The 12,758-nt window shown below is 66.4% G+C and carries 13 protein-coding genes; 3 read left to right on the top strand and 10 right to left on the bottom strand.

Features of this window, described 5'->3' with window-relative positions; genetic code table 11:
- Positions 1-17 precede the first annotated feature (17 nt).
- The 7 genes from EG885_RS01045 to pyk all read right to left on the bottom strand — a co-directional run bounded on the left by EG885_RS01045 (position 18) and on the right by pyk (position 7,366).
- Positions 18-1,433, bottom strand: a complete 1,416-nt coding sequence (locus EG885_RS01045; RefSeq protein ID WP_131572617.1) for a hypothetical protein — start codon at positions 1,431-1,433, stop codon at positions 18-20.
- A 70-nt stretch (positions 1,434-1,503) separates the two neighbouring features.
- Positions 1,504-3,576: a TRAP transporter permease gene (locus EG885_RS01040; protein WP_131572616.1), complete on the bottom strand. Its 2,073-nt coding sequence runs from the start codon at positions 3,574-3,576 to the stop codon at positions 1,504-1,506.
- Positions 3,577-3,694: 118 nt separating this feature from the next.
- Positions 3,695-4,702, bottom strand: a complete 1,008-nt coding sequence (locus EG885_RS01035; RefSeq protein ID WP_131572615.1) for a TAXI family TRAP transporter solute-binding subunit — start codon at positions 4,700-4,702, stop codon at positions 3,695-3,697.
- Positions 4,703-4,972: 270 nt separating this feature from the next.
- A complete protein-coding gene (rplT, locus tag EG885_RS01030; RefSeq protein WP_131572614.1) occupies positions 4,973-5,332 on the bottom strand; it encodes a 50S ribosomal protein L20 in 360 nt (119 codons plus the stop codon).
- A 15-nt stretch (positions 5,333-5,347) separates the two neighbouring features.
- Positions 5,348-5,548: a 50S ribosomal protein L35 gene (gene rpmI / locus EG885_RS01025; RefSeq protein ID WP_131572613.1), complete on the bottom strand. Its 201-nt coding sequence runs from the start codon at positions 5,546-5,548 to the stop codon at positions 5,348-5,350.
- Between the two features lie 112 nt (positions 5,549-5,660).
- Complete coding sequence (locus EG885_RS01020) at positions 5,661-5,885, bottom strand: hypothetical protein (RefSeq protein ID WP_131572612.1); 225 nt, start codon at positions 5,883-5,885, stop codon at positions 5,661-5,663.
- 35 nt (positions 5,886-5,920) lie between these two features.
- Entirely contained in the window at positions 5,921-7,366 is a 1,446-nt protein-coding gene (gene pyk, locus EG885_RS01015) for a pyruvate kinase (RefSeq protein WP_131572611.1), read from the bottom strand.
- 117 nt (positions 7,367-7,483) lie between these two features.
- Here pyk and EG885_RS01010 point away from each other — a divergent pair, with 117 nt between their 5' ends.
- Positions 7,484-8,224, top strand: a complete 741-nt coding sequence (locus tag EG885_RS01010; protein ID WP_131572778.1) for an N-formylglutamate amidohydrolase — start codon at positions 7,484-7,486, stop codon at positions 8,222-8,224.
- A 159-nt stretch (positions 8,225-8,383) separates the two neighbouring features.
- Here the strand turns inward: EG885_RS01010 and EG885_RS01005 are convergent, their stop codons facing one another.
- Positions 8,384-9,244, bottom strand: a complete 861-nt coding sequence (locus EG885_RS01005; protein WP_131572610.1) for a D-amino-acid transaminase — start codon at positions 9,242-9,244, stop codon at positions 8,384-8,386.
- Between the two features lie 159 nt (positions 9,245-9,403).
- Between EG885_RS01005 and EG885_RS01000 the strand changes: the two genes are divergently transcribed.
- Together EG885_RS01000 and EG885_RS00995 are read left to right on the top strand one after the other, a co-directional pair.
- The gene (locus tag EG885_RS01000) at positions 9,404-10,360 is read left to right on the top strand and encodes an L-malyl-CoA/beta-methylmalyl-CoA lyase (RefSeq protein WP_131572609.1); all 957 of its coding nucleotides are present in this window, start codon (positions 9,404-9,406) and stop codon (positions 10,358-10,360) included.
- A 284-nt stretch (positions 10,361-10,644) separates the two neighbouring features.
- Positions 10,645-11,610 (top strand): glycosyltransferase family 2 protein, encoded by a 966-nt coding sequence (locus EG885_RS00995; protein WP_207392163.1) that lies wholly within the window; start codon positions 10,645-10,647, stop codon positions 11,608-11,610.
- Here the strand turns inward: EG885_RS00995 and EG885_RS00990 are convergent.
- Together EG885_RS00990 and EG885_RS00985 are read right to left on the bottom strand one after the other, a co-directional pair.
- Positions 11,529-12,431 (bottom strand): TIGR02186 family protein, encoded by a 903-nt coding sequence (locus EG885_RS00990; RefSeq protein ID WP_379107245.1) that lies wholly within the window; start codon positions 12,429-12,431, stop codon positions 11,529-11,531. The genes EG885_RS00995 and EG885_RS00990 overlap by 82 nt on opposite strands.
- On the bottom strand, positions 12,428-12,758 hold a 331-nt coding region (locus EG885_RS00985), incomplete at its 5' end, for a sulfite exporter TauE/SafE family protein (RefSeq protein WP_131572608.1). The genes EG885_RS00985 and EG885_RS00990, both read right to left, overlap by 4 nt.

Below are 12,758 nucleotides of genomic sequence, written 5' to 3'. Positions count from 1 at the left end.
GCCGGTCCCCGAGGCCCTTACAATGCGATCAGCAATACCAGCGCCCACAGGGTGATCGCGCTGCCCGCGACCAGCGCATAGACGCCGTTCCAGCCGATGCCCGCCCGCTGCGGCGACACCTTGCCAAGCGCGGCAGCCAGCAGCACCGAGGCGGTGAAGGGCGAGGTCGCGCCGCTGAGCGCCCAGCCCCCGGTGATCGCCACGACAAGGGCCGTGGGGGGAATGCCCATCGTCTCGGGCGTGGGCAGAACCGGGACCAGCAGCGACACGGCAAGGATCGGGTTCATGCCCAGCTGTCCGGTCAGCGGAATGATCCAGACCATCGCGGCGACGATGATCCAGGCCGGGATGCCCTGCAGGTCCAGCCCCAGCCCCTGCACCAGAGGCACCAGCAGAAACGCCCCCAAAGAGCCGATGAACCCGGCCATGAACAACAGCACGATCTCTCCGCGATAGGAGGGCAGTTCGCGGGTCACGAATTGCACCGCCCGCTGGCCGACATGGGCGGCCCGGCTGGCGCCCTCGGGCGGGGTCTGCAGGGCGACCCACAGGGCGGCGACTACCGGGACCAGCGACATGACCGCGCCGATCACCTCGACCCCGGTCACCCAATGCAGAACAGCCACCCCCAGCAGCACGACCGCCAGCAGGATCAGCAGCGGGCGCAGCTGCACCGACCAGCGGCCCGTGTCGGTCGCCGGGGCGGCGTTGACCGGCGCCAACCGCTGCGGTTTGTACAGCGCGTCCAGACCCCATCCGATCACCAGCATCATCAGCGCGGTGACGATCCCCGGCACAGCCGCCGCCGCCCAGCTGGCCCCCGGCACGACCGAAATCGTGACGATCAGCGAAAACCCAAGGGGCGACCAGCACAGGGTCGAGGCGAAACCGCGCTGGATCGCAATCATCATGCGCCGGGTGCGCTGGACCCGGACCCGGCGGTCCGGCTCGCGCGCCGTGCTTTCCGTGGCCAGCGTGCCCAACAGAGAGATCGAGCCATAAAGCAGGATCAGCCCGAACAGATGCCCGCCGATGGTCAGCGCGCTATAGCGCAGCCCCGGCCTCTGCCGCGCCAGAAACCGCCCGCATTCGATGATCTGGGGCGAGGTCATGGCAGCATTGCGGATCGCGGTCAGCGCGGTGAACAGCGCCATGACCATCGCCCCCCGCTGCGCGGCGATGGCGGTGGCCTGTCCCCAGTCCGAAAGGCTCAGCGCGGACCAGATCACCAGCGCGATGCCGATCAGCACGAAGGCCTTGCGCGAGGCGCGCACCTTGGGCGTCAGGATCGCGACGGTGGCAATCGCCAGAACCGAGGCGGCCCATGCGAAGGGGGCAGAGGCGGTGTATTCGAACGCCACCATCATCGCGATCACCCCCGCGGGCAGGATACCCACAAGGCCGAAGCGGCGCGAATGTTCGGGATTGTTCATGGCGCCTTGTTCCGCTTTTCATCTGCCGAAGGCAACCGCCCAACGACCCCTGCCCCAAAGGCGGCTTGCGTCAGCCCTGCCCCTGAACGGCTGCCACAGGCCCCTTGCGCGTGGCATGGATCTGCCGCGCCAGCACCGCGACCAGAACCCCTGCGCCGAGGGCGGTCGAGACGACCTCGGGGGCGATCAGCAGCAGCGCAGCGCCGGTCAGGGCAATCCGCTCGATCCGCCACAAAGGCGCCAGCAGCCAGTTCGTGATCGCCGCCGACAGGGCCACGATGCCCAGAACCGCGCCGGTAAAAGCCAGCAGGAAACCCTGCAGCGTCGCCCCTTCGGTCACGATCAGCAGTGATGGCGAAAAGACGAAAATGAACGGCACCATGGCCTTTCCCATCGACAGCCGGAAGGCGGTATTGCCTGCCTTGAACCCGTTCGCCCCGGCGATGCCGGCGGCGGCATAGGCGGCAAGCGCCACCGGCGGGGTCACATCGGCCAGCACGCCGAAGTAAAAGACGAAGAAATGTGCGACCAGCGGTTCGACATTCAGCAGGCCCAAAACCGGGGCCGCGACGGCCACCATGATGATGTAATTGGCCGTCGTGGGCACGCCGCAGCCCATCAGCACGCAGACGACCGCCGTCATGACAAGCGTGAACAGCAAGGTCAGTGTGTCGATCGTGAACAGCTCGAACGGCAGAAAGCCCAGCAGGCCGTGAACGTCCCCGGCCCACTCGGCCGCGACCGAGGTGACCATGAAGGCGATCTTGAACCCCACGCCGGTCAGGGTGACGACGCCGATGACCACGCCCACCAGCGCGGCCGCAGCCGTGACCGCCAGCGATTGGCGCGCGCCCGCGACAAAGCCGTCATAGATGCCGGTGGCGGTGGCGCGGATGCCACCCGTCAGCCCCTCGTCCCGGATGCGCTGGATCAGATAAACGGCCATGCAGGCGGTGATCGCCCAGAAAGCCGACAGGAACGGCGTGCGGCCCGACATCAGCATCCAGACCAGCAGGATCAGCGGCGCCACCGACAGCCACCCCTCGCGCAGGACTTTTCCGGCCCGCGGCAGTTCTTCCTTGGTCAGGCCACGGATGCCAAGGCGTTTCGCCTCAAGATGGACCTGCACCAGCACGCCGAAGAAATGCATGAAGGCCGGGACCACCGCGGCGATCAGGATCGTGCGCAGCGGAATGCCCAGATATTCGACCATGAGAAAGGCCACCGCCCCCATGACCGGCGGGGTGATCTGGCCACCGGTGGACGAGGCCGCCTCGACCGCCGCCGCGAAATGGCGCTGAAAGCCGATCCTGATCATCGCAGGAATGGTCAGGGCGCCGGTCGTGACCGTATTGGCGATCGACGACCCCGAGATGGTTCCCAAAAGCGCCGAGGACAGGACCGACACCTTGGCGGGGCCGCCCGAAAACCGCCCCGTCAGCGCGGTGGCCAGATCGATGAACAGCTGCCCCAGCCCGATCCGCTGCGCCATCACCCCGAACAGCACGAAATGGAACACATAGGTCGCGATGACGCCAAGCGCGGTCCCATAGATGCCCTGAGATGTCAGGTACAAGTGATTGATGATATTGGCCCAATCCGCCCCCGGATGAACCAGGATGCCGGGCATCGACCGCCCGAACCAGGCATAGGCGATGAACAGCAGCGCGATGAATGGCAAGGGCCACCCCATCGATCGGCGCACGGCCTCCAGCAGGGTCACCAGCAGCAGCGTGCCCATCGCGATGTCGATGGGCAGCGGATTGCCGACGCGAAAGGCCAGCTGGTCATAAATCCATGGCACGTAAAGCGCCGCGATCAGGGCGGTCACGGCCATGATCCAGTCGGTGACGGGAATGCCCAGAACCGCGAAGCCGTCCGTCCGGTGCCGCCGCCCCGGAAAGGCCGCAAAGCTGAGAAAGACCAGAAACAGCGACACGCCCATATGCACGCCGCGATGCGTCGTGGCGCGGGGGATGCCATAGCCTGCGGTATAAAAATGATAGATCGACAGCAGGAACAGGATCGCCCCGGTCAGCAGCGCAACCGGTTTCAGGACCGTGCGGAACCGGGCCTCGGGGTCGTATTCCTCCTCCACCGCGCGCAATTGGGCCTCGGACAGCGGGCGGGCGGCATCGGTCATGGGGTCGTCCTGAAAACTGGTGTCATGGGTCGGGACAGGCAGGGGTCGGGACAGGCAGGCCCGCTGGCCCGCCTGTCCGGTCTGGTTCCAAGGTCGGCTCAGGCCGTCGGGGCCTTGATCATTCCAGAACGCCCGCCTCGCGGTAATACCGTTCGGCGCCCGGATGGAAGGGAATGCCCGCGCCCGTCGTGGCATTGTCCAGCGTGATCGCGGCGCCCTTGGCATGGCCTGCCGCGAACAGCGCCTGCGTGCTGTCGTTATACATGGCCTGCGTGATCGCATAGATCAGATCGTCGGGCTGATCGGCCGAAGTGACCATCTGCGCACCGACCGAGACGGTCGCGACATCGGCCTCCTGCCCCTCATAGGTGCCAGCGGGCAGCGTGTCGGTGGCGAAAAAGCTGTAGGTTTCGAACAGGGCGTCGATCTCGGGGCCCTCGATGGGCACCAGCGTCACGTCCTGCTGGCTGGCCAGTTCGGCAATCGCGCCCGCCGGAAAACCACCGACAAAAAAGAATGCATCCATCGCCCCGTCGCGCATCCGGTCTGCCGCCTGATCGGGCTTGAGATATTCGGGGGTGATGTCGGCCTCGGTCAAACCGAAGGCCTCCAGGATGATCTTGGCATCCACCAGCGTGCCCGATCCGGGTTCGTCCAGCGACACGCGCTTGCCCGCCAGATCCGCGACCGAAGCGATCCCCGCATCCGCCCGGGCCACCAGATGGATGCTTTCGGGATAGAGGTTGGCGATCAGCCGCAGCTTTTCGACGGCGGGCTGACCGTCCCACAGGCCGGTGCCGGTCTGCGCCCAATAGGCGACATCGGACTGGCTGAACCCGGCCTCCATCGCGCCGCCGTTGATCGCGTTGACATTGCCGACCGACCCGTTCGAGGCCACCGCCGTCGCCACCAGCCCCGGCACCCCGCACGACCCGCCATCATCGCAGGCCCGCGATCCCGGCGGGTTCGAGATGGCATTCGCAATCAACCCCCCGATCGGATAATAGGTGCCCGCGGTGCCGCCCGTGCCGATGCGGAAAAACGACATGTCCTGCGCGGCGGCCATGCCCCCAAGCGAGGCCACCACCGCGACGGCGGCAAAGAATTGAGATGCTTTCACGTTCATACCCTGTTGTCCCAGTCTGCAACCCACAGGCTAGCTCGACCGCCTTGCCGCCGACAACCTCCTTGTGGCATCAGCCAGACCTGCCGCCTCATCCGCGCGCGCCGCGCCTAATTGCTGAGCGACGGCGCGGCTCTGAAAAAGCGCGATCGGCACTTCGCACAGGACCGCCATGCCCGTCTGCCCCGCCCCGGCGGCCAGCCCGCGCAGGCACCAATGCAAAAGGCCCGCCCCCTTGCGGGAACGGGCCTTCCGGTCTTGAGATCGCCGCGATCAGGCGGCGGCTTTGGCCTGAGCCACGATCGCGCCGAAGGCGTCGGGCTCGTTGACGGCCAGATCGGCCAGAACCTTGCGATCCACCTCGATCCCGGCTTTCGCCAGCAGGTTGATGAAACGCGAATAGGTCATTTCGGCGTCCAACGCGCGGACGGCGGCGTTGATCCGCTGGATCCACAGCGCGCGGAAGTTGCGCTTGCGGTTCTTGCGGTCGCGGGTGGCGTATTGGTTGGCCTTGTCGACCGCCTGCGTCGCGGTGCGGAAGTTGCGCGACCGCGCGCCATAATAGCCCTTGGCTTGCTCAAGGACTTTCTTGTGGCGGGCGTGGGTGACCTTGCCGGATTTAACTCGTGCCATGTTTCAGTCCTCGGATCAGCGGTTGTAGGGCATGTATTTCTTGACGATCTTGGCATCCGCATCCGACAGGATGGTGGTGCCGCGCGCGTCGCGAATGAACTTGGTCGAACGCTTGATCATGCCGTGGCGTTTGCCGGCCTGACCTGCCTTGACCTTGCCCGAAGCTGTCATCGAGAACCGCTTTTTGGCAGCGGATTTGGTCTTCATCTTCGGCATTTTCATCTCCTTCGTCGACGTGAACATGAGGCTCGGCAATGCCAGATCGGCCGGCCCCACGGGTTAGGCAAGCGCGCCGTATAGGGGCGCCCGCCGGGATTGGCAAGAGGGGTCAGGGCGTGACTGCGCCGCCCGTGACCGATTGCAGCGCCGCCGGAATCGTGCCGGGGCCAAAGGGTTCGGGGCTGGTCCAGGCGCCCACGAACAGCAGAAAGACGCCCGCCACGAAGGCCAGCGCCGCCGCGCGGGGCGGTTGCGTCTGCAGCAGCTGGACCACCGCCAGCACGATGGACGACAGACACAGGGCAACCCCTGCCAGCAAAAGAACATCGGACATGGATCACCCCGTCAGGTTTCGTGCAGCCTTCAGCGTTATTCCGGGTCGGTGGCGAAGATCAAGCGGTCATCGCAGGGTGCGATGCGCAGGATGTTCGTCGAACCCGCCACGTTGAAGGGCACACCGGCCATCACGACGATCTGCTGCGTCTCGTCGGCAAAGCCGTAATCGCGGGCGGCGCGGGTGGCATTGACCACGGCCTCCTTGAAGCGCGACAGGCGGGGCGTGATGACGCAATGCGTCCCCCAGGTCAGCACCATGCGGCGGGTGACCGCCTCGACCGGGCTCAGCGCCAGAATCGGCACGCGCGGACGTTCGCGGGCGATCAGGCTGATCGTGGTGCCCGACTGGCTGAAGGCGCAGATGGCGGCGACCTCGGTCGTCTCGGCGATCTCGCGGGCGGCGGTCACGATCGCATCGGGAACCGAGGAGAGGCTGGCCTTGCGCGCCGCCTCGATGATCGAGCGATAGTTGGGATCGGCCTCGACCGAGCGTGCGACATTGTCCATCGTGCGCACGGCATCCAGCGGAAAGCTGCCCGCAGCGCTTTCGGCCGACAGCATGACCGCATCGGCGCCCTCGTAGATGGCATTGGCGACATCGCTGACCTCGGCCCTGGTGGGCATCGGGCTGTCGATCATCGATTCCAGCATCTGAGTCGCCACGATGACCGGCTTGGCGGCGCTGCGGCACAGGCGCACCAGACGTTTCTGGATCGGCGGCACCGAATGGACCGGCAGCTCCACGCCCAGATCGCCCCGCGCGACCATGATCCCGTCCGAGACCTTGAGGATCTCGTCAAAGGCGCGGACGGCGGCGGGTTTCTCGATCTTGGACAGGATCGCGGCACGCCCTTTGGCCAGCAGCTTGGCCTCTTCGACATCCTCGGCGCGCTGGACAAAGGACAGGGCCAGCCAGTCCACGCCCAGTTCGCAGGCAAATTCCAGATCGGCGCGGTCCTTGTCCGACAGCGCGGCCAGCGGCAGCACGACATCGGGGACGTTCACGCCCTTGCGGTCGCTGATCGTGCCGCCGACCGTCACGGTGCAATCGGCGAAATCAGCGCCGCAGGCATCGACCGTCAGGCGGATCTTGCCATCATTGACCAGCAGCTCGGACCCTTCGATCAGAGCGGCGAAAATTTCGGGATGGGGCAGGCTGACACGGGTCTGGCTGCCCGGCTCGGGCGACAGATCGAACCGGAACCGGTCGCCAACGGCCAGATCATGGGCGCCCTTGGCAAAGGGGCCGACGCGCAGCTTGGGGCCCTGAAGATCGGCCAGAATGGCGATCGGGCGCCCCGTCTCGGCTTCGATCTCGCGGATCGTGTCATAGCGGGCGCGGTGGTCCGCATGGCTGCCATGGCTCATGTTCAGGCGGAACACGTCGGCGCCGGTGTCGAAAAGGGCCCGGATCATCTCTTTGGTGGAAGAGGCCGGTCCCAGGGTTGCCACGATCTTCACATTGCGATGTCGTCTCATTCGTCCTGCCCTCGTCTCAGGTTTAGCGCTAGCTATGCCGCATAAGCGACGTGGCGGCAACTGGCGTCTGCCCGCCATCCGTCGTAGACAGCCTGCATCATGACCGATGACCCCTTGATGACCAATTGCCCGTTTCGCAGCCTGAACAGGAACGGCGCCTCGCGCTGGCTGATCACCTGCGACCATGCGACGAACCGCGTGCCGGACTGGGTGGCGGGCGGCGATCTGGGGATCGCACCCGCCGACATGGCGCGCCACATCGCCTATGACGTGGGCGCGGCGGGCCTGACCGAGGCGCTGTCGGCCCTGATGGACGCGCCCGCGATCCTGTCGGATTTCTCGCGGCTGGTGATCGATCCGAACCGGGGCGAGGACGACCCGACGCTGCTGATGCGCCTTTACGACGGAACGGTCATCCCGGCCAACAAGAACGCCGATGCAGCCGAGCGGGAGCGCCGCCTGACCCGCCTGCACCGACCCTATCACCAAGCCCTGGAACAGCTGGCGGCAGATCATCCGGCCCGCGGCATCTGCGCCATCCACAGCTTTACCCCGCAGCTGCGCGGTCGCCCGCCCCGGCCCTGGCAGGTCGGCATCCTCTATTCCCACGCCGATGCCCGGCTTGGCCCCGCGATGGTTGCCGCCTGCCGGAACGAGGGCTGGATCACCGGCGACAACCAGCCCTATGACGGCCATTTGCAGGGTGACAGCATCGACCGCCACGCCTTGTCCCATGGGCGTCCCAACCTGCTGATCGAGCTTCGCAACGATCTGATCGCCACGCCGGAAGGTCAGTCCATCTGGGCGGCACGGCTGGCCCCGGTGATCGACCGCGTTCTGACCGACAGCGGGCTTTGACGTCACAGTCGCAGGAGGGGGCCAGCCCCCCATCGCGTTCCGCGATTCCCCCCGGGATATTTCAGCCAAGATGAAAGCGGCGCCGCGTTCGGCTTCATCTTGGCTGAACCAGCCGGCGCCGTGCGCGAAGCCCCCGGCGGGCGCGGGGCGCAAACGGGGTCAGACGCCCAGCTTCAGGCTTTCTTCCAGATAGATCTCGCGCAGGCGGGTGGCCACCGGGCCGACCTTGCCGCCCCCGATGGGCGCGTCGTCGATGCGGACCACCGGCATCACGAAAGAGGAGGCCGAGGTGATAAAGGCTTCATCGGCCTCTTGCGCCTCGGTAATGGTGAAGGGGCGTTCCTCGACCTTCATCTGCGCCTCGCGGGCAAAGCGCAGGACGGCGGCGCGGGTGATGCCGTGCAGGATGTCATGGCTCAGCTGGCGGGTGATGATCGTGCCGTTCTTGACGATATAGGCATTGTTCGAGGTGCCTTCGGTCACATGGCCATCTTCGACCATCCAGGCATCGTCGGCGCCGCGCGCCCGCGCCTCCATCTTGGCCATCGAAGGGTAGAGCAGCTGCACCGTCTTGATGTCGCGCCGGCCCCACCGCAGATCCTCGACGCTGACGACCGACCAGCCGGTCTTTGCCGCCGGGGCATCGGCCAGGCCGGGCTTGGCCTGGGTGAACATGATCAGCGTGGGGGGCGTGTCGGCGGGCGGATAGACGAAATCGCGGTCGCCGGGATTGCCGCGCGTCACCTGCAGATAGACCAGCCCGTCGGTGATCGCGTTCCGCGTCAGCAGCTCGCGATGGGCGGTCAGAAAGGCCTCGTCCGTCAGGGGGTTGGTGATCGACAATTCCGCAAGCGACCGTTTCAGCCGCACCATATGGCCGTCGAAATCGATCAGCTTGCCGCCCAGCACGCTGACGACCTCGTAGACGCCATCCGCCATCAGAAAGCCCCGGTCAAAGACCGACACCTGGGCCTGATCCTCGGGAACATAGTCGCCATTCACGTAAACCGTCCGCGTCATCGTCGCCTCCGTTATGATCGCGCAGCGACACCTGCGCCGAAAGCGCCAAGGGGTCAAGAAGCGGTCCCCGCGCTGCAGTGCGGAAAAAACACTTGCCGTAGCCATCGCGCAAGATTATTACCGCCGGACGGCCCATCCCTTGTCGAACTGGACCCTGCCATGAGTTTTCGATTGCAGCCCTTGCCCCCTGCCCGACTGAACCGCTGCCAGCTGTTCGGGCCCGGCTCGCGCCCGGCGCTGTTTGAAAAAATGGCCCGGTCGGCGGCCGATGTGATCAATCTGGATCTGGAGGATTCGGTCTCGCCCGGCGACAAGGATCAGGCGCGGCGCAACATCATTCAGGCCATCGGCGATGTGGACTGGGGCACCAAGACGCTGTCCGTGCGGATCAACGGGCTGGACACGCCCTTCTGGTATCGCGACGTGGTCGATCTGCTGGAACAGGCGGGCGACCGGCTGGATCAGATCATGATCCCCAAGGCGGGCTGCGCCGCCGATATCTATGCCGTGGACGCGCTGGTGACCGCGATCGAACGGGCCAAGGGCCGGACCAAGGCGTTGAATTTCGAGGTGATCATCGAATCGGCCGCCGGGATCTGCCATGTCGAGGAGATCGCCGCAGCCTCGCCCCGGCTGCAGGCGATCAGTCTGGGGGCTGCGGATTTCGCGGCCTCGATGGGCATGGCCACGACCGGCATCGGCGGCACGCAGGAACATTACTACATGATCCGCGAGGGGCAGAAATACTGGCCCGATCCCTGGCACTGGGCGCAGACCGCCATCGTCGCCGCCTGCCGGGCGCATGGGCTGCTGCCCGTCGACGGCCCCTTTGGCGATTTCAGCGATGCCGAAGGGTTCGTCGCGCAGGCGCGACGCTCGGCCACGCTTGGAATGGTCGGCAAATGGGCGATCCATCCCAGCCAGATCGCCCTGGCCAACGAGGTCTTTTCGCCAAGCGAGGCCGCCGTGACCGAGGCGCGCGAAATTCTGGCCGCGATGGAACAGGCCCGGTTCGAGGGCGCGGGCGCCACCGTCTATAAGGGTCGTCTGGTCGATATCGCCTCGATCAAGCAGGCCGAAGTCACGCTGCGCCAATCCGATCTGATCGGCGCCTGACAGACCCCCGCAGCCCGGACCAGTGGAGGGGGACAGGCTGCACATGAGGGAGGAGCGGCCCCGCGAGCGATCGCGGGGCCGGTTTGGTTTTGCCGGGCGTCGGGCGGGGCCGGTGGCCAGTGAAGGCGACGGGCCCTGCCCTTCCGGGCGGCGAAGCGCCTTTCCGGCGCGCGCAGGGCGGCTTCTCGCCGGAACGTGTCCGGGGGTGGCATTTTGACGCTGGTCAGCCGCGCGGCTTGCGCTAAGGAGAAGATCGAGAAATCCCGCAGTCTCTGGGGGCGCGATTGTCGCTAGTTGTTACGCTGTCTTCGATCCCGCCGCGCTTTTCGGGGCTTGGCCCGACGCTGAAGTCCCTTTTGGGGCAGACCGTCGCACCGGACGAGATCCGGCTTTACATTCCCGCGCGCTATCGCCGCTTTCCCGATTGGGACGGCACCCTGCCCCAGGTTCCGCCCGGCATCACCATCACGCGCTGCGACGCGGATTTCGGCCCCGCCACCAAGATCCTGCCCGCCCTGCGCGATGGCCGGAGGCAGGATGTCGAGTTGCTGCTGTGCGACGATGACCGGATCTATGATCCCGGATGGACGGCGCGGTTTCTGGCAGCGCGGCGGCAGCATCCCGATTGCGTCATTGCCGAGGCCGGTCGGTTCGTGCCCGGCCATGACGGGACCGCCGACCCCAAGGCCGGGGCGCGGAAAAAGGATATCGCCTATCGCTGCAAGCGCATCGTGACCTGCGGCAGATACAAGCCCACCGCATGGACCCGTTCGGGCCATGTCGATGTGTTCAAGGGATATGGCGGGGCCTTGCTGCGCCCGGATTTCCTTCCCGATTTCGCCTTCGACATCCCCGAGCTGATCTGGACCGTCGACGATCCCTGGCTGTCGGGCTGTCTGGCCGTCAACGGGGTCCGGATCTGGCTGAATCCCCAAGGGCTGCATCCGGCAGAAGGGCGCGTGGGCCGCCGCGCGGCGCTGCTGGATTATGCATTGAAGGGGCGCGGCCGGGGCAATGCCAATGAGGCGTGTTTCGCGTGGTTTCAGCAGAATCACGGGATCTGGCTGCCCGAGAGCGTCCGGCCTGCACCCTCCATCGGACCCATCGCCCCCCTGACCGATGCCGTGGGGCCCCCTGCCGGTCCGATGGCCGGGGATGCGCCCTGCCCTTACGCGCGCCTCAGTTTCCTGAATGCCGCCGAAGCGCCCCAGCCCGCAAACACCGCGACGGCCAGCGACATCAGGCCGTAAAGCAGCGGCTGATCGAAGGCCAGACGGTACAGCCAGCGTTCCAGCCCGACCTTGCGGACCTCGATCGCGGCGCCATAGGCGTCGATCACCGCCCCCTCGCGCAGCAGAAAGATGCGGGCGCGATAATCGCCCTCGATCAGGTTGGCGGGCAGGCGGATGTCGGTGCGGAACAGCGTATCCTCGACCAGCGTAACGGCGCCTTCCTCCAGCCGGTAATGGCCGTTCTGTTCGCGCAGGCGGATCAGCGCCTCGGTATAGGGCAGCGTGTCGGTGACCTCGGGGGCGCCCGCAAAGGCACGCAGCACCAGAGGCAGAGAGATGCGATAGCGGTTGTCCCAATCGCTGGACAGGATCTGGTCCAGAGGCCGGGTCGTGGCCACCGCGTAAAAGCTGGGCGCTGCCCCGACATCGACCCGGTCGGTGTTGATCCAGATGCCCGCGCGGCGCTGCTTTTGCCAGATCGTCAGCGGCTGCGAGGGCGCCTCGATCGTCACGATCACGTCCAGCGGGCCGCCGGGGATCGGCGTCTCGCGCTTGACCGCGCCATAGATCAGGATGTCCGACCCGTCAAAGCTGGTCGTGATCGCGACCGAGCTGTTCGACAGACCCGCCACGACCTGTTCGGGCGGGGCCTCGACCTCGTCGGTGGCGGGGACCGCGCGGCTGCCGGAATCGGGGAACAGCAGCCATGTGTCGGTCGCGGGCACCTGCGGGATCAGGCCCGCATCCGGATCGGCAGGCATGGTCGATCCCGCGCCTTGCGCGAAAGCCGCCGGGGCGGTCAGCGACAGGATCAGGGACAGGACGACCGCGCGCATCATTGCCCCCTTGTGGTGATGGCGAACAGATCGTCGGGCCGCAGGAACAGATCCAGCGCCAGCTTGCCGCAGACCGCCAGCACCAGCAGCGCCAGCAGGATGCGCAGCTGTTCCGCCCGCAGCCGCGCGCCAAGCGTCGTGCCGATCTGCGCACCGACCACGCCGCCCACGATCAGCAGCAGCGCCAGCATCACATCAACGGTGTTATAGCTGACCGCATGCATCAGCGTCGTGAAAGCGGTCACGAAGGTGATCTGGAACAACGAGGTGCCCACCACGACCTTGGTCGGCATCCCCAGCAGATAGATCATCGCGGGCACCATGATGAAC

Origin of the sequence: Paracoccus nototheniae, from assembly GCF_004335005.1 — a bacterium.
In the GTDB taxonomy this organism is placed as follows: domain Bacteria; phylum Pseudomonadota; class Alphaproteobacteria; order Rhodobacterales; family Rhodobacteraceae; genus Paracoccus; species Paracoccus nototheniae.
Note: the sequence above shows the minus strand (reverse complement) of the source record. Positions and strands in the feature narration are given on the sequence as shown.

Coding starts and splice junctions, on each gene's coding strand:
- EG885_RS01045 (WP_131572617.1), bottom strand. CDS start 1,433: ATGAACAATCCCGAACATTCGCGCCGCTTCGGCCTTGTGGGTATCCTG.
- EG885_RS01040 (WP_131572616.1), bottom strand. CDS start 3,576: ATGACCGATGCCGCCCGCCCGCTGTCCGAGGCCCAATTGCGCGCGGTG.
- EG885_RS01035 (WP_131572615.1), bottom strand. CDS start 4,702: ATGAACGTGAAAGCATCTCAATTCTTTGCCGCCGTCGCGGTGGTGGCC.
- rplT (WP_131572614.1), bottom strand. CDS start 5,332: ATGGCACGAGTTAAATCCGGCAAGGTCACCCACGCCCGCCACAAGAAA.
- rpmI (WP_131572613.1), bottom strand. CDS start 5,548: ATGCCGAAGATGAAGACCAAATCCGCTGCCAAAAAGCGGTTCTCGATG.
- EG885_RS01020 (WP_131572612.1), bottom strand. CDS start 5,885: ATGTCCGATGTTCTTTTGCTGGCAGGGGTTGCCCTGTGTCTGTCGTCC.
- pyk (WP_131572611.1), bottom strand. CDS start 7,366: ATGAGACGACATCGCAATGTGAAGATCGTGGCAACCCTGGGACCGGCC.
- EG885_RS01010 (WP_131572778.1), top strand. CDS start 7,484: ATGACCAATTGCCCGTTTCGCAGCCTGAACAGGAACGGCGCCTCGCGC.
- EG885_RS01005 (WP_131572610.1), bottom strand. CDS start 9,244: ATGACGCGGACGGTTTACGTGAATGGCGACTATGTTCCCGAGGATCAG.
- EG885_RS01000 (WP_131572609.1), top strand. CDS start 9,404: ATGAGTTTTCGATTGCAGCCCTTGCCCCCTGCCCGACTGAACCGCTGC.
- EG885_RS00990 (WP_379107245.1), bottom strand. CDS start 12,431: ATGATGCGCGCGGTCGTCCTGTCCCTGATCCTGTCGCTGACCGCCCCG.